Annotated in this window: 12 protein-coding genes; 6 read left to right on the forward strand and 6 right to left on the reverse strand. The window is 58.5% G+C overall.

The genetic code is table 11. The features are described from left to right. Window positions 1-12 precede the first annotated feature (12 nt). Window positions 13-1,176: an isovaleryl-CoA dehydrogenase gene (locus POR16_RS11750; protein WP_005892932.1), complete on the reverse strand. Its 1,164-nt coding sequence runs from the start codon at window positions 1,174-1,176 to the stop codon at window positions 13-15. Between the two features lie 230 nt (window positions 1,177-1,406). Between POR16_RS11750 and POR16_RS26295 the strand changes: the two genes are divergently transcribed. Next, window positions 1,407-1,646: a hypothetical protein gene (locus POR16_RS26295; RefSeq protein WP_024671487.1), complete on the forward strand. Its 240-nt coding sequence runs from the start codon at window positions 1,407-1,409 to the stop codon at window positions 1,644-1,646. Window positions 1,647-1,928: 282 nt separating this feature from the next. On the opposite strand, the gene POR16_RS11755 is transcribed toward POR16_RS26295, so the two are convergent. From POR16_RS11755 to POR16_RS11765, 3 genes are all read right to left on the reverse strand, one after another. Further along, a complete protein-coding gene (locus tag POR16_RS11755; RefSeq protein ID WP_122381308.1) occupies window positions 1,929-2,828 on the reverse strand; it encodes a hydroxymethylglutaryl-CoA lyase in 900 nt (299 codons plus the stop codon). Window positions 2,829-2,844: 16 nt separating this feature from the next. Continuing rightward, entirely contained in the window at window positions 2,845-3,237 is a 393-nt protein-coding gene (locus tag POR16_RS11760; protein WP_005892925.1) for a MerR family transcriptional regulator, read from the reverse strand. A 162-nt stretch (window positions 3,238-3,399) separates the two neighbouring features. Next, window positions 3,400-4,329: a LysR family transcriptional regulator gene (locus POR16_RS11765; RefSeq protein ID WP_005892924.1), complete on the reverse strand. Its 930-nt coding sequence runs from the start codon at window positions 4,327-4,329 to the stop codon at window positions 3,400-3,402. 184 nt (window positions 4,330-4,513) lie between these two features. Between POR16_RS11765 and POR16_RS11770 the strand changes: the two genes are divergently transcribed. Continuing rightward, entirely contained in the window at window positions 4,514-5,743 is a 1,230-nt protein-coding gene (locus tag POR16_RS11770; protein ID WP_053480012.1) for an acyl-CoA dehydrogenase, read from the forward strand. Between the two features lie 12 nt (window positions 5,744-5,755). On the opposite strand, the gene POR16_RS11775 is transcribed toward POR16_RS11770, so the two are convergent. Next, window positions 5,756-7,096: a substrate-binding domain-containing protein gene (locus POR16_RS11775; RefSeq protein WP_005892921.1), complete on the reverse strand. Its 1,341-nt coding sequence runs from the start codon at window positions 7,094-7,096 to the stop codon at window positions 5,756-5,758. Window positions 7,097-7,227: 131 nt separating this feature from the next. Beyond that, on the reverse strand, window positions 7,228-8,040 hold the full coding sequence (gene xthA, locus POR16_RS11780; protein ID WP_005892920.1) for an exodeoxyribonuclease III: 813 nt from the start codon (window positions 8,038-8,040) through the stop codon (window positions 7,228-7,230). A 191-nt stretch (window positions 8,041-8,231) separates the two neighbouring features. On the opposite strand from xthA, the gene POR16_RS11785 reads away from it, so the two are divergent. The 4 genes from POR16_RS11785 (at window position 8,232) to POR16_RS11800 (ending at window position 15,396) form a co-directional block, all read left to right on the forward strand. Beyond that, on the forward strand, window positions 8,232-8,903 hold the full coding sequence (locus POR16_RS11785; protein ID WP_005892919.1) for a GNAT family N-acetyltransferase: 672 nt from the start codon (window positions 8,232-8,234) through the stop codon (window positions 8,901-8,903). 59 nt (window positions 8,904-8,962) lie between these two features. Beyond that, window positions 8,963-10,687, forward strand: coding sequence for an autotransporter assembly complex protein TamA (locus tag POR16_RS11790; protein WP_053480059.1), 1,725 nt, complete (start codon window positions 8,963-8,965; stop codon window positions 10,685-10,687). After that, window positions 10,684-14,373 carry a translocation/assembly module TamB domain-containing protein gene (locus POR16_RS11795; RefSeq protein WP_122381307.1) on the forward strand — a complete coding sequence of 1,230 codons (3,690 nt, stop codon included), beginning with the start codon at window positions 10,684-10,686 and terminating at the stop codon, window positions 14,371-14,373. Before POR16_RS11790 ends, POR16_RS11795 begins: the two co-directional genes overlap by 4 nt. Before the next feature lie 105 nt (window positions 14,374-14,478). Then, window positions 14,479-15,396, forward strand: coding sequence for a LysR family transcriptional regulator (locus POR16_RS11800; RefSeq protein WP_005892912.1), 918 nt, complete (start codon window positions 14,479-14,481; stop codon window positions 15,394-15,396). The last annotated feature ends 41 nt before the right edge of the window (window positions 15,397-15,437 follow it).

The following is a 15,437-nucleotide window of genomic DNA, read 5'->3' on the forward strand; positions in this document are numbered from 1 at the left end:
TGAGCTCCGCAATCAACGGGTTTCGTTGAACAGTTCGCGACCTATCAGCATGCGCCGGATTTCGCTGGTGCCTGCGCCGATTTCGTAAAGCTTGGCGTCACGTAACAGCCGCCCGGCTGGAAATTCGTTGATATAGCCATTGCCGCCGAGAATCTGAATGGCGTCCAGCGCCATCTGCGTCGCACGCTCGGCGCTGTAGAGGATGACGCCTGCGGCGTCCTTGCGCGTGGTCTCACCGCGGTCACAGGCCTGGGCCACGGCATACAGGTAGGCACGGCTGGCATTGAGCTGGGTGTACATGTCGGCAACCTTGCCTTGAATCAACTGGAACTCGCCGATGCTCTGGCCAAACTGCTTGCGGTCATGAATATAGGGCACAACCACGTCCATACAGGCTTGCATGATCCCGGTGGGCCCGCCGGAGAGCACCACGCGTTCGTAGTCCAGGCCGCTCATCAGCACCCTGACACCACCGTCGAGCGCCCCCAGCAGGTTCTCTTCCGGCACCTCGACATCATCGAAAAACAGCTCGCAGGTGTTGGAGCCGCGCATACCGAGCTTGTCGAATTTGCTGCCACGCGAGAAACCTTTCCAGTCTCGCTCGACGATAAACGCGCTGATGCCGTGCGCAGCCTTTTCCAGGTCGGTCTTGGCGTAGATGACATAGGTATCGGCATCCGGCCCATTGGTGATCCAGGTCTTGCTGCCATTGAGGACGTAATGATCGCCACGCTTGTCAGCGCGCAGCTTCATGGAAACCACATCCGAGCCGGCGTTCGGCTCGCTCATGGCCAGTGCGCCAACGTGCTCGCCGCTGATCAGCTTGGGCAGGTAGCGGGCTTTCTGCGCAAGTGTGCCGTTGCGGTTGATCTGATTAACGCACAGGTTTGAATGCGCGCCGTAGGACAGCGCCACGGAGGCCGAGCCGCGGCTGATTTCCTCCATCGCGACCACATGCGCCAGATACCCGAGTCCTGCGCCGCCATATTCTTCGCTGACTGTGATGCCCAGCACGCCCATCTCACCGAATTTGCGCCACATGTCGACGGGGAACAGGTTGTCCTTGTCGATCTGGGCAGCGCGGGGGGAGAGCTCTGCGGCGACGAACGACTGCAACTGATCACGCAGCATGTCGATGGTTTCGCCCAAGGCGAAGTTCAGGCTGGGGTAACTCATGGGCAGCGTTCCTGTTTTATTCTTTGTTTGATAGGTTCGAATCAGCTATTACCTTTACGTTAACGTAAACTTGTAGCCGGATGCTGTCAATGCGGCCTATGGGCGAAAGGACGCTGGGGAAGTGCGTGTACAAGGGAGGGGGAACGACGGCGACATCGGCGCCAGGCAAACGCCAGAAAGCACGAAGGGGAGCCTGGGCTCCCCTTCAAGGTGTATCTCTATGCTCTTTTTTGTTTGTCGGGAGGTCTGTTGTTGTTTTTGGTGACCTGACCCTTCACATCTTTTTTGAGCGACCCACAAGCTGGATCAAGAGCAAACGTATTTTTTTGAGCGCTGAGGCCACTTTCATCGTGTTGATCCAGTCAGTACGGGAGCTGCCTTGGGGCAGTTTTATTGTTCTCTGTCTGACTGCGAACGACTTGCCAGGCAAGCTGTTCAGAAAAGCTGTCCACTTCAAAAAAATCTGTTAGCTACGCCTCTGTCCGTGTTGTTCTTGTTATGTCAGAGCCGGTACGTGTTGTTTTTATTGGGTTGCTGCGTGTTTTTATTTTTGTTGTACAAGAGATATAGCAGGACCCGTGCCAGTTTTCCGAAACCCATGAAACAGTGAGCTTCAGGGTTATTTCAAGGCATCAAGCCATTTGATTCTGCGGTCGATTGTTTCCGTGTTACCCGTTTGTCTCGACTGAACGCGGGGGAGAGTAACACTCTGTGACAAGATGTCGCACCTCGTTACCGACCGGTGACGTTTGTCACTGAGCCAGCCTGGCCTTGGCAACCCTGGAGCCGTTGCTGCGTTGCAAAACGTCGCAAATGCGCTGTCCGGCGTCGATTACCTTGTTTAGATCGACGCCCGTTTCGATACCCAGGCCCTTCAGCATGTACAGCACATCTTCGGTGGCCACATTGCCGCTGGCGCCTTTCGCGTAGGGACAGCCACCAAGGCCTGCGGTAGAGCTGTCGAACACCTGGATGCCTTCCTCCAGGCTGGCGTAGATGTTTACCAGTGCCTGGCCATAGGTATCGTGAAAATGCCCGGCCAGCTTGCCGCGTGGGATCTGGTCGGCGACAGCATTGATCAGCGCCCGTGTGGCGCCCGGTGTGCCTGTACCAATGGTGTCACCCAGCGAAATCTCGTAGCAGCCCATCGCGTGCAGTTCATTGGCCACGGCAGCCACCTGCGCCGGAGGTACGCTGCCTTCATAGGGGCAACCCAGCACGCAGGACACATAACCTCTGACCCGCATGCCATGCAGGCGCGCAGCAGCCATGACAGGCGCGAAGCGTTCCAGACTCTCGCTGATGGAGCAGTTGAGGTTGCGCCGGGAGAACCCCTCGGTGGCGGCAGCGAACACCGCGACTTCCCGAACTCCTGCTGCCAGTGCGTCCTCGAACCCCCTAAGATTGGGGGCCAGGGCCGAATAGATGACACCTTCACTGCGCTTTATGCGTTCAAAGACCTGAGCCGACCCTGCCATTTGCGGAACCCACTTGGCAGACACGAAACTGCCGACTTCTATATGAGTGAGCCCTGCATTGGTCAGATCATCCACCAGCCTTACCTTGTCTTCGACACTGATTGACCGGGCTTCATTCTGCAGGCCATCACGTGGGCCGACTTCGACAATGTTTACCTGTTGCGGGAGTGACATGGCAGCGCCTTCGGAGTCAGTGTGAGAGGGCAGCGGTTTTATCGAGTTCGGCACGGCAGCGTTCCTCAGCGGTGTCCAGTTCCAGCTGCATCTGCTGGATATCCAGCAATTGCTGCTCCAGCTGTTGCCGGCGCTCGGCAATCTTGCCCAGCATGGTCTGCAACTGCTTTCGATTGCCGCCGCGAGGGTCGTATAGCGAGATCAGTTCCTTGCACTCGGCCAGCGAAAAACCAATACGCTTGCCACGCAGGATCAGCTTCAGCGTGACTTTGTCACGGGCCGAATAAATACGTTCGAGGCCTTTGCGCTCGGGGCTCAGCATGCCTTGCTCTTCGTAAAAGCGGATGGCGCGGGTGGTGATGTCCAGCTCGCGGGCAAGCTCGGAAATACTGTACGTCTGACTGCTCATGGCTGGGCTCGGCGAAAGGAACAACGCTAACCTAAAGTCAGCTTGACGTAAGCGTCAAGAAAGGGGGCTGATTAAATGCGTCAGGCACCTGGCTTGAAAGCTAGAAACAGCTTTAACTATTTTATTAAAATGTTTTAAAAACAAAGTCTTAATATTATAAGTTCATGCGTTTTCAAGATGGCTTTCTTGAGCGACCACGCGCTGGGAAAGCTCTATGATCTGCTCGCGCATCCAGCGGTTGGCGGGGTCCTGATCGGTGCTCTCGTGCCAATAGAGGTGCATTTCAACAGATGGAACGTCGTTGACCGGCAGGTACACGTAATGCAAGTCATTGCGTCTGGCGAAGCGTTCCGGCACGGTCATGACCATGTCTGTCTGCTGCAGCACCTGGGTCGCCATCAGGTAATGCTGAGAGCGCAGCGCGATCCTGCGTTGAATGCCTATCTTGCCGAGCGCAAGGTCCACATGGCCCAACCCGCTGCGGCGGCTTGAGATATGAATGTGTGGCTGTGCCAGATAATCATCCAGCGTCAATTGTGCCTTGTTCGCCAGCGGATGGCCTTTGCGCATGCCACACACGTAGCGGTCTTCCATAAGCTTGACGTGACGTACCTGCGGGTCGGTATTGAGCGGTGCGTCCACGGCAAAATCGAGGCGACCTGCGGCCAGTTCCTTGGTGGTTTCGCGGCGTTTGGACAGGAAGCTCTCAATGGTGACCGCAGGCGCGAGGCGTCTCAGGCGCTGAAATAGCGCCGGCAGAATGACTGCTTCGGTCAGGTCGGTCATGCTGATGCGGTAGTTCTTGCCAGCCTGCAGCGGATTGAAAATACGGCTTTCCTGTACCGAGACCCTGAGCAATGAAAGGGCGTTACGCACCGGGCCGATGATGTTCTGCGCCATGGGCGTAGGGACCATGCCTTGCGCTGTCCTTACAAACAGCGGGTCATTAAACGTCTCGCGCAAGCGTGCCAGTGCATTGGACACCGCAGGCTGGGTGATGCCGACAATCTGCCCCGCACGGGTCAGATTGGCTTCGGTGTAGATGGCGTCGAAGACAATGAAAAGGTTGAGATCGACCTTGTTCAGGTTCATTGATGAGGCGCCTCGTGCTGTTATTGTGATGAGCTTTCCGGTAGGCAGAGTGTGCCGTTGCGATGAAGAATCATATATCGGTTATGAATGTTTATACACGACGAGAATAGATTAGATAAATGCTCGTCGCTTCTCTAGCATCCGGTCATGAAATCGAAAACCTGATCGAAAAGGTAGCGAACCCATGGATTTTGCGTATTCCCCCAAAGTGCAGGCACTGCGTGAGCGAGTCACGGCATTCATGGACAGTTACGTTTATCCGGCCGAGCCGGTCTTCGCACAACAGGTCGCAGAAGGGGATCGCTGGCAGCCCACGGCGATCATGGAGGCACTCAAGACTCGTGCAAAGTCAGAGGGATTGTGGAATCTGTTCTTGCCCGAATCAGAACTGGGTGCCGGACTGACCAACCTGGAATATGCCCCCCTTGCTGAAATCATGGGCCGCTCGTTACTTGGGCCGGAACCGTTCAATTGCTCTGCGCCCGACACCGGCAACATGGAAGTGCTGGTTCGCTACGCCAGCGCCGAGCAGAAAGCCCGCTGGCTTGAACCGTTGCTGCGTGGCGAGATTCGTTCTGCATTCGCCATGACCGAACCTGAAGTAGCGTCGTCGGACGCTACCAACATGGCCGCCCGTGCCGAGCGCGCAGGCGATGAGTGGGTGATCAATGGCCGCAAGTGGTGGACCTCCGGTGCCTGCGATCCGCGTTGCAAGATACTTATCTTCATGGGCCTCACCAATCTCGACGGGCCACGTCATCAGCAGCACTCGATGATCCTCGTGCCGGTCGACACGCCGGGCGTGAAGATTGTCCGACCGCTGCCTGTATTTGGCTACGACGACGCCCCGCACGGCCATGCCGAAGTGTTGTTTGAAGACGTCAGGGTGCCGTTCGACAACGTATTGCTGGGTGAAGGCAGAGGTTTTGAAATTGCTCAGGGCCGCCTGGGGCCAGGTCGTATTCATCACTGCATGCGCTCCGTCGGCATGGCTGAGCGCGCGCTTGAACTGATGTGCAAACGCTCTCTTGATCGCGTTGCGTTCGGCAAGCCATTGGCAAAGCTGGGTGGCAACATCGACAAGATTGCCGACTCGCGCATGGAAATCGACATGGCCCGTCTGTTGACGCTGAAGGCGGCCTACATGATGGACACCGCCGGTAACAAAGGGGCTAAAAGCGAGATAGCACAGATCAAGGTCGTCGCGCCCAATGTTGCGCTGAAGGTCATTGATCGGGCCATCCAGATGCACGGCGGGGCCGGTGTTTCCGATGATTTCCCTTTGGCGTACATGTACGCCATGCAGCGCACGCTGCGCCTGGCCGATGGTCCTGATGAGGTGCATCGCGCAGCCATCGGCAAATTCGAGCTGGGCAAGTACCTGCCTGCAGACCTTTCTCGCAGCCGGCCCTGAGTCGCAGGGCGGTTACTGCACCCATACCTCGACGCGGCGGTTCTTGATTCTGCCATCGTCGATATCGTTGTTCGCCACAGGCATTTCGTCACCCAGCCCTAGAATCTCGCGAAATGTAACGCCGCTCTTCAACAGCTCGCGGCGCACGGCCATGGCGCGTAGTCGCGAGAGCAGGGTGGCGCGGGCCGGATCGCTCTTGGCATCGCCGAAACCGACCAGCGTCACATGCTGATCAAGCTTGTCTTGCGCTTTCAGGTAGTCGGCCACTCGCTTAAGGTCCTGCTGAGCCTTGTTGTCCAGCCTGGCGCTGCCTTGCGCAAAACGAAAGTTGACGGAAAGCCGGTCAGCCTTGCGAGTCAGCGCCTGATAATCGGCAGGCATCTGCGCAGTGGGCTGCACTTTCAGGGCCTGCACCGTCTGCGCTACAAAACCGCTTCTGGCCACAATGGCCTGACCATCGGCGCTTTGCGCGAAATGCACAAGCGCCTGTGCCCAGCGCTGGTGACCCGCGGGCGGCACATACAGGTAGAGACGGCGCGAAAGCGGATAATCCTCGGTGGCAATCAGGCTGGTGGTCGGCAGCATCGGCCTGGACTCTCCATCTGCAATGGCGACGGCTCTGGCATGTCTGACCGAGGGCAGCCCGGTAAAACCGATGCCGTTGACGTCTTTGCTGACCTCGTCGGACAGCTGTTCGCTGGACTCGAAGCGCAAGGCGTTAGCGGCCAACTGCTTGCCGTATTTAGCGAGTACCAGCTCCTTGAAGGTTTCATACGTACCGGACTTCTCATCGCGTACATACAGATGAATCGCTCCCGGATTGCCACCCACCTCGCTCCAGTCCTTGACCTCACCACTGAAAATCCGCGCCAGCTGCACAGTATCCAGCTGTCTCAGCGGATTGCCCGGGTTCAGAATGACTGCGACGCCATCAATGCCGATGATTTGCTCTCCCGCCGCACTTTTAAGGTCGCCAAGTCCGGCCAGGTCTTTCGCTTCCTGATCCTTGATCGGACGCGAAGAGGCGGCAATGTCCGTGTTACCGGCCTTCAGGGCAGAAAAGCCGGTGCCCGAGCCGTGCGCAGCGATGTCGATGCTGACCAGTTGCCCGGTTGGCGTCGTACCGACGACTCGCAGCTCGTTGACGGCGCTGGGGAGGGACCGCACTGCTTGCATGCCTTGTTGACGCATCAGTTCTTCAACCAGTGCAGGCGTCAGTTGGGCGTTGATGGTGTTGGAGCCCTGGATGCGCAGCACTGGCGCGTCGCCCGAAGCCATTGGCAATGCCGCAATCGCGGAGGCGGGCAGGGTGGCGCTCGTCAGGATCAGCGCCGTTAGCAGAGCGCGCAGCATCGGCGTCACCATGAATCACGGGAGGGTGACGGGAGAATAAGACAGTGATATTGCTGGAATATGACGATTGCTCGGTCATTGCGCAGGCGACCCGCTCAGGAATGAACACGGGTCGTGCGGCGCAAACCTGATCAGCTCAGTTCAAGCCAGATAGGGGCGTGATCGGAAGGCTTTTCCATGCCCCGCAGATCATAGTCCACGCCAGCGGCCTTGATGCGCGGCTGCAGACCGGTCGACGTCATGATCAGGTCGATGCGCAGGCCGCGCTTGGGCTCGTCTTCAAAACCGCGGCTGCGATAGTCGAACCAGCTGAAGCGATCGCTGACCTCTGGGTTCAGATAGCGAAAACTGTCCACCAGCCCCCAGTTCTTCAGGCGTTCCATCCATTCGCGCTCTTCGGGTAGAAAACTGCATTTGCCGGTTTTCAGCCAGCGCTTGGCATTGTCAGCCCCAATACCGATGTCGCAGTCCTCTGGGGAAATATTGACGTCGCCCATGACGATCAGCGGCTGTTCATTGCTGAAATGGCTTTCCAGCAGGCTCTGGAGGTTTTCGTAAAAACGCTGCTTGGCTGGAAACTTGGTCGGGTGGTCGCGACTCTCGCCCTGGGGAAAGTAGCCATTCATGATCGTGACCGGCTGGCCATTGCTGTCCGCGTAGGTGCCCCGGATAAAGCGCTTCTGCGACTCTTCGTCGTCGCCTTCGAAGCCTTTGTGCAGGTCCAGCGGCGGATTGCGCGACAGCAGTGCCACGCCGTAATGGCCTTTCTGGCCGTGGAAATGCACGTGGTAGCCCAGCGCTTCGATGTCTGCATGGGGAAACTGCTCATCCGAAACCTTGGTTTCCTGAAGGCCGATGACATCAGGCTGGTGTTTTTCGATCAGCGCCGCCAACTGATGGGGGCGGGCACGCAGCCCGTTGATGTTGAACGAGACGATTTTCATAAAGCGGCGGTCCTGAGCAAAAGCAAACGGCGATGCTAGCCGACCTGCCGGTTCAGGACCAGTGTTGCGTAGGTACAACGTAGCAGCGGTGGTCCGAGAATTTATTGGAACTGTTATCAATGGCCATCACTCGAAAGGCTGCTTGCCAGAACCGCTGCGCAAGACGCAGTTCCGTTAACATGAGGCCCTTTATGTCCCTACCTGTTGCCATCACGGGCGAAATCCGCCAACTCGACAGCGGCTATTCCCGTGAAACCCGCTCTTTGCTGTTCAGGGCCTACCGGCACGACCCGACGTTTGCGTACCTGTTCAATGCTGAGCGTGAGGGGTACGAGCAACGCGTACTGGCGACCATCCGCCAACTGGTCAAGCAGCATTTCCTGCAGAACCAGCCAGCGCTGGGCCTGTTTCTTGAAGATCGTCTGGTCGGCGTAGCCCTGATCGCGCCTCCGCAGCGCCGTCTTGGCGTCACCGAGAGCTGGGCGTGGCGCCTGCGTATGGTGATGGACACCGGGCTGGGCTGCACGCAGCGTTACCTGGCCTATTACAACGCCGTACTTGCATGCGTGCCATCAGAAACTGTGCATGTGCTGCCCCTGATTGGCCTGGACCCAGAGTTTCAGGGGCAGAAGCTGGGTCAGGATTTAAGCGAGCAATTGTTAGGCGCGTTGCATGACTGGTGCGCTGTGGATGAAAACTCTCAGGGCATCGTCGTAGATACTGGCAACCCCCGATATCTCGAGTTCTATAAACGACAGGGTTATGAGGAAATTGGCGAGATCGCTGTGGGACCGGTCCGAGAACACGTGTTCTTTCATCCGAACCCTCAGGTTTTACTGCCGGTAGCTGACGTAACGGTTTGAATAGCGGCCCATTCGTGGGCTTTCAGAACAGCCTGTCGATCGTGATAGCATCTTCGCCCATGAAGCTTTTCAGATTATTCGGCAGCCTTTTCCTGATGACCATAAGTGCAGCGGCGCTGGCAGAGGCTCGTCTGGACGTAAGGGTCGAGCCTGCCAATCCCGAGCTGAAGTCAAACGTCGAAGGGTACATCGGCGATCTCGGAGGGCGTGATGCAGAGGCGCTGCGCAACTTCAGTCTGGGCGCCGAGCAGCAGGCCGAAAAAGCGGCTCAGGCGCTGGGGTATTATCAGGCGCAGATCGACAGCGAGATAAAGGACGGTGCCGAGCCGCGTCTGGTCATCAATATCAAACCTGGTGAACCTGTACACCTGCGCAACGTGGTGATCCGGGTCGACGGGCCGGCAGCGTCGCTCAAGGCTTTCAAGGTGCCGAAGAGCGACGCGCTCACGACCGGCGCAGTACTCAACCACGGCAATTACGAAGATGCCAAGCGCCTGATCCAGAACCAGGCATCCCGCTATGGTTTTTTCAGTGGTCGCTTTACCCGCCAGCGCCTGGCCATCGACCCGCGTGCCGGGGTTGCCGACATCGAGCTTATATTTGACAGCGGTCCGCGCTATACGCTCGGCCAGGTGAAGTTCAGTGGTAACACGCCATTCGATGAAGAACTGCTCAGGCGCATGGTGCCTTTCAAGCAAAACACCCCATACGACTCGCAACTGATTGCCGAACTGACCCAGGACATGCAGGCCAGTGGCTATTTCGAGGGCGTGCGTGTCGACGCAGCGCCGACTGCGGCGGTGAACGATGTGATTCCGGTCATCGTCCAGCTGGAAACCCGCAAGCCGCGCACGATGGGTCTTGGTCTGGGCTATTCCACCGACGTCGGGCCACGCGGCAAAGCCAACTGGACCCGGCACTGGGCCAACCCGCAAGGGCACAGCTACGGCTTTGAGTCGGAGATATCCGCACCCCGGCAGAACGTCGGTCTGTGGTACGACGTGCCACTTGATCCACCTTTGACCGACAAGATGCGGTATGCCGGCGGCTATCAGTATGAAGAGATCGCGGGCACTGACAGCCTCAGCAAGCTGCTGACTGCCGGGCCGGAATGGCACAGCAAGCTGCCCAGCGGCTGGGAGCGGGTCATTTCTCTCAAATGGCAGCGTGAAGAGTATCGGCTGGGTGATGATGCGGGTTTGAGCACACTGCTGATGCCAGGCATCAGTTACTCATACCTGCGCAGCGATAATCGCATCGATCCACATCAGGGCTACCGTCTGCAGTTCGAGACGCAAGTGGCCAAAGAGGGCATGTTGTCGGATGCCAATCTGGTGCATGCCAACGTGTTGCTCAAGGGCTTGACGACAGTCGCCCAGAACCATCGTTTTCTCGGTCGCGTGCAACTAGGCGGCACTCTAACCGACGGTTACACCTCCATACCGCCTTCGCTGCGCTTTTTTGCCGGTGGCGATCAAAGCGTGCGCGGCTACGACTATCAAAAGCTGTCCCCGACCAACTCCGACGGCGATCGCATCGGGGGCAGGTACATGTTCGCCGGCAGCGTCGAGTATCAGTATTCGATTGCCGAAAAGTGGCGTGTGGCAACGTTTGTCGACCAGGGTAATTCGTTCAACAACCTTGACAGGCCGGACCTGAAAACCGGTGTCGGCTTCGGTGTTCGCTGGGTTTCGCCAGTGGGGCCGTTGCGTCTCGATCTGGCGCACGCTCTGGACGATGACGGCGGCATACGTCTGCACTTCTCGATGGGGCCGGAGCTTTGAACGAGGTCAATATCAAACGCGGCGCAAAGGCGGTCGGTCTTGGCCTGATCGTGTTGCTGGCACTGCTGGTCATCGGTGTCTGGCTGCTGCTTGGCACTCAGGCTGGCAGTGGCTGGGCTTTGGCACGTGTCCCTGGCCTGCAGGTCGAGAATTTTCAGGGGCGGCTCGGCGGGCAATGGCATGCGGACCGTTTGATATGGCAGCAGGGCGAGGATCGTGTCGAGGTACAGTCGCCCGAGTTCGAATGGACGCCTGCCTGCCTGTTGAAAATGACGCTGTGTATTGACCGCCTGCATGCAGGGCAAGTGCTCCTGCATTTTCCCCCTGGCAGCCAGCCAGACAGTGATGAGCCAGTCAGCCTGCCAGCGCTCACCCTGCCGCTGGCCTTGCAACTGGGCGACGTACAACTGGGTAGCCTGCAACTGGACGGCGTCGAGCAATTACGCGATTTGAAGCTGGCGGCGCACTGGACCTCCGCAGGGCTGCAGATAGACAGCGCGCATCTGCAACGCGATGCGCTGATTCTGGACCTCAACGGCCTGCTCAAACCCGAGGGTGACTGGCCACTCAGTGCCCAAGGGCAACTGCAACTGCCTCCACAGGACGGGCAGGCGTGGACGCTGGCTCTGGATATTCAGGGTAATTTGCTCAAGACCCTGCACCTCAAGGCTGACAGCAGTGGTTACCTGGCGGGCGTGCTGAGTGGCGAATTGCAGCCTCTGACAGCGCATCTGCCTGCGCAATTGAAGCTGGTTGCCGACCACTTCAAGCCGAGTTCGGCGCTGCCCGACACTCTGCAGCTCGACCAGTTGCTGCTGACGGCCGAAGGCAATCTGGATGAGGGTTATCTGATCGGCGGTACGGCCAGTCTGCCAGCCCGCAAAGGCCCGGTTGCTCTGGTATTGCAAGGGCGAGTCGATGCCAGCGGTGCAACGCTTGCGGCACTGAACCTGGCCGCCAATGATCAAGAGCGGCTTGCCATTAATGGCAAACTGAACTGGCAGAACGGGCTTTCAGCCGATGCGACAATCGACTGGCTGGACTTCCCTTGGCAGCGACTGTATCCGCTGGAATCCGAACCGCCGGTGTCTCTGCACAGTTTCAAAGGTGATATTTCCTATACCGACGGCCAGTATCTGGGCAATTTCAACGCCAGCCTCAAAGGCCCCGCAGGCGCTTTTACGCTGGTCAGTCCGTTCAGCGGCAACCTGCAGGAGGTTCACCTCCCGCAGCTGGAGCTGGTCGCAGGACAAGGCAAGGCCAGTGGCCATCTGAATCTGCAATTTGCCGATGGTATCGGCTGGGATACGGCGCTTGACCTGAGCGCACTGGATCCTTCGTTCTGGGTTGCCGAATTGCCCGGAACACTGGCAGGTCCGTTGCGCAGCAGCGGTCAGCTCCGAAACCAGCAGCTGCAACTCACTGCGGACCTTGATTTGAAAGGTCGCCTGCGCGGCCAACCTGCCGTATTGCAAGTCAGGGCCGACGGTCGCGATCAGCAATGGAATGTCGGCAGCCTGAACATTCGCCTGGGTGACAACCGCATTCAGGGCGCTGGCAGTGTGCAGCAGCGACTGAAAGGGCAGCTTGATATCGACCTGCCGCGTCTGGGCCAGTTGTGGCCACGGCTGACGGGGCAGGCGAAGGGTCGCATGGACCTGGCCGGCACACTGCAGGCCCCGGAGGGAAAACTCGCTTTGCAGGGCAATCAGCTCGTGTTCCAGGAAAACCGTCTGCAAAGCCTGGCACTCGACGCCAGACTGGATCCGGCGCAGCGTGCCACCATCAGCCTGAAGGGTGCAGGCATCCAGGCGGGCGATACCGCATTAGGCACCTTGCTGCTTGACGGGCAGGGTACGTTAAAGGTCCAGCAGTTGAAGCTTGACCTGCAAGGACCATTGCTCAAGCTTGCTGTTGCACTGGACGGCACGCTTGAAAAGGGTGATTGGCGCGGTCGTCTGGCTAGCGGTTCGGTGCAAAGTGGTGGCCAGAACTGGCGCCTGCAGCAACCGGCAAAAATCGAGCGCCTGGCCGATGGCAGGCTGAACTTCGGCGCGCACTGCTGGCTGTCTGGAGCCGCAAGCCTGTGCGGCGGCGACCAGCGCTTGATGCCAGAGCCACATCTGCGCTATCAGTTGGAAAACTTCCCACTCGACAGTCTGGCGCAGTGGATGCCCAAGGACTTCGCCTGGAAGGGCGCGTTGAATGCGTATGTGAGGCTCGACATTCCGGCGGCAGGCCCCAGCGGGCAGATCACGCTTGATGCCGGAGGCGGCATGCTACGGGTCCGCAATAAAGGGCAGTGGCTGGACTTCCCCTATCAGACCCTGAAGCTCAGCAGCACCATGACCCCCAGGCGTATCGACTCGCGTCTGGACTTTGAGGGCGGGAAACTGGGCCGTTTGCTGTTGAACGCGCAGATCGATCCGCTGGCAAAAGACAAGACTCTGTCAGGTGACTTCAATCTGTCCGGGCTGGACATCTCGGTGGCAAGGCCGTTCGCGCCGACGGTGCAGAAACTCAACGGGCGGCTGAACGGTGCCGGCCGGTTGTCGGGAAGCCTGCTCGCGCCGTTGGTCAACGGCAGCGTAACCCTTGAAGGCGGTGAGGTAGCCGGTGCCGAGCTGCCGATGGAGCTGCACGATCTGAAGGTTCAAGCGTTGATTGCCGGAGAGACCGTGCAAATCGAAGGTGGTTGGAAAAGTGGCAGCACTGGCCAGGGTTCTATTGGCGGTCAGGTGGCCTGGGGGCAGAACCTGATGGTTGATGTGAACCTCAAGGGGTCTCGTCTGCCGATCAATGTCGAGCCTTATGCTGCGGTTGAGGCGGCGCCTGACCTGAAAATATCCATGAAGGGCGACCGGCTGGCCATTTCCGGCAAAGTGCTGGTGCCCAAAGGCACGATTACCGTACGGGAGCTGCCGCCGTCCACGGTCAAGCTCTCGGGCGACACCGTGATCGTTGGGCAGCAAACCGAACAAGGTGCGCCGCCACTTGCAGTGGCCATGGACATCGACGTGCAAGTCGGCCAGGAGACACTCAGTTTCAGCGGCTTCGGGCTGACCGCCAATCTGGTCGGGCAGGTACACATAGGTGACAACCTGGACACTCGCGGAGAGCTTAATCTCAATGACGGCCGCTATCGCGCTTATGGGCAACGGCTGACCATCCGCAAGGCTCGCTTGCTGTTTGCAGGCCCGGTGGACCAGCCCTATCTGGATATCGAGGCCATTCGCCAGACCGACGATGTGATTGCCGGTATTCGTCTGACCGGCAGTGCCGAGCAGCCCACTACCGAGGTGTTTTCCGAGCCTGCGATGAGTCAGGAGCAGGCGCTTTCCTACCTGGTCATGGGCAGGCCCTTGAGCACCTCTGGCGAAGACAACAACATGGTTGCTCAGGCTGCCTTGGCGCTGGGCGTTGCCGGGAGCTCTTCGACCACCGGCAAGCTCGCGGACAACCTGGGTATCAAGGACTTCGAACTGGATACATCGGGGACCGGTGACAAAACCAATGTGGTGGCCAGCGGCAAGATCACCGAGAAGCTCAGCCTGCGCTATGGTGTAGGTGTCTTCGAGCCGGCCAATACCATTGCGTTGCGCTATCTGTTGAGCAAGCGGGTTTACCTTGAGGCCGCCAGTGGTGTTGCCAGCTCACTGGATATTTTCTATAAAAGAGACTTCTGAATAGCGCTGGCCGCTGCGAGCGGCCAGCGTTTTCGTTCAACCGGTTTACCCTGTTAAAACAGTGTGATCCTGACCACACACTCTGCACTCGGGCTTCCGGTAATCATGGATCGATTCAACGCCATGCGCGTATTCACCCGTATCGTCGAACTGGGCGGCTTTGCCAAGGCCGCCGAGAGTCTGCATGTTCCTCGTGCGTCGGTGACCATCATGATCAAGCAGCTGGAAGCGCACTTGGGTGTGCAACTGTTACAGCGCACCACACGTCAGGTAAGCACCACACCCGACGGCAAGGCTTATTACCTGCGTTGCGTCAGCCTGCTGGCTGATCTGGAAGAAGCAGAAGCAGCCTTTTCGTCGAAGGGTATCGAGCCGAAAGGGCTGCTGCGCATCGATGTTCCGGTCAGCCTGGGGCGCATGATCGTTATCCCTGCGTTGCCCGAATTCACACGGCGCTATCCGCAGATCAGGCTTGAGATAGGCATGAGTGACAGGCCTGTCGACCTGATTCGCGAGGGCGTTGACTGTGTATTGCGAGCTGGCGCTGCACTGGACGATGCGCTTGTCGCCAGACCGCTGGGCAGCCTGACGCAGATTACCTGTGCGAGTCGCGAGTACCTGAAACGGTACGGTACACCACTCGATCTGCACGACCTCCGGCAACATCAGGTCATCGAATATTTCGCCACTCGTGCCAGCAAACGTTATGGCCTGGAATTCATGGCCGATGGAGAACTGGACGATTATGGCATGGAGCGTTCTATTGCCGTCAGCAGCGCCGAAGGCTACGTGGCTGCCTGCGATGCGGGTTTTGGTCTGATCCAGGTCCCTCGCTATCACGTTGCTGCGCAGTTGCGCACAGGGGCGCTTATCGAAGTGTTACGCGAATACCGACCGCCGCCGCTACCGTTGACGGCGCTTTACCCGCCTCATCGGCAACTGTCACGGCGGGTCAGGGTATTCGTCGACTGGCTGGTGGAATTGTGTGCCCACCCGGATATCAGGGACAGACTGGTTTCCTGAAAAAAATCGGAATTATCCGATATAGGCCGGGGGCACACTTT

The organism is Pseudomonas coronafaciens pv. oryzae str. 1_6 (assembly GCF_000156995.2).
Lineage (GTDB): Bacteria > Pseudomonadota > Gammaproteobacteria > Pseudomonadales > Pseudomonadaceae > Aquipseudomonas > Aquipseudomonas tremae.

Bases quoted from the DNA above. Each gene is read 5' to 3' on its own strand.
- POR16_RS11750 (WP_005892932.1), bottom strand. From the start codon at position 1,176: ATGAGTTACCCCAGCCTGAACTTCGCCTTGGGCGAAACCATCGACATG.
- POR16_RS11755 (WP_122381308.1), bottom strand. From the start codon at position 2,828: ATGTCACTCCCGCAACAGGTAAACATTGTCGAAGTCGGCCCACGTGAT.
- POR16_RS11760 (WP_005892925.1), bottom strand. From the start codon at position 3,237: ATGAGCAGTCAGACGTACAGTATTTCCGAGCTTGCCCGCGAGCTGGAC.
- POR16_RS11765 (WP_005892924.1), bottom strand. From the start codon at position 4,329: ATGAACCTGAACAAGGTCGATCTCAACCTTTTCATTGTCTTCGACGCC.
- POR16_RS11770 (WP_053480012.1), top strand. From the start codon at position 4,514: ATGGATTTTGCGTATTCCCCCAAAGTGCAGGCACTGCGTGAGCGAGTC.
- POR16_RS11775 (WP_005892921.1), bottom strand. From the start codon at position 7,096: ATGCTGCGCGCTCTGCTAACGGCGCTGATCCTGACGAGCGCCACCCTG.
- xthA (WP_005892920.1), bottom strand. From the start codon at position 8,040: ATGAAAATCGTCTCGTTCAACATCAACGGGCTGCGTGCCCGCCCCCAT.
- POR16_RS11785 (WP_005892919.1), top strand. From the start codon at position 8,232: ATGTCCCTACCTGTTGCCATCACGGGCGAAATCCGCCAACTCGACAGC.
- POR16_RS11790 (WP_053480059.1), top strand. From the start codon at position 8,963: ATGAAGCTTTTCAGATTATTCGGCAGCCTTTTCCTGATGACCATAAGT.
- POR16_RS11800 (WP_005892912.1), top strand. From the start codon at position 14,479: ATGGATCGATTCAACGCCATGCGCGTATTCACCCGTATCGTCGAACTG.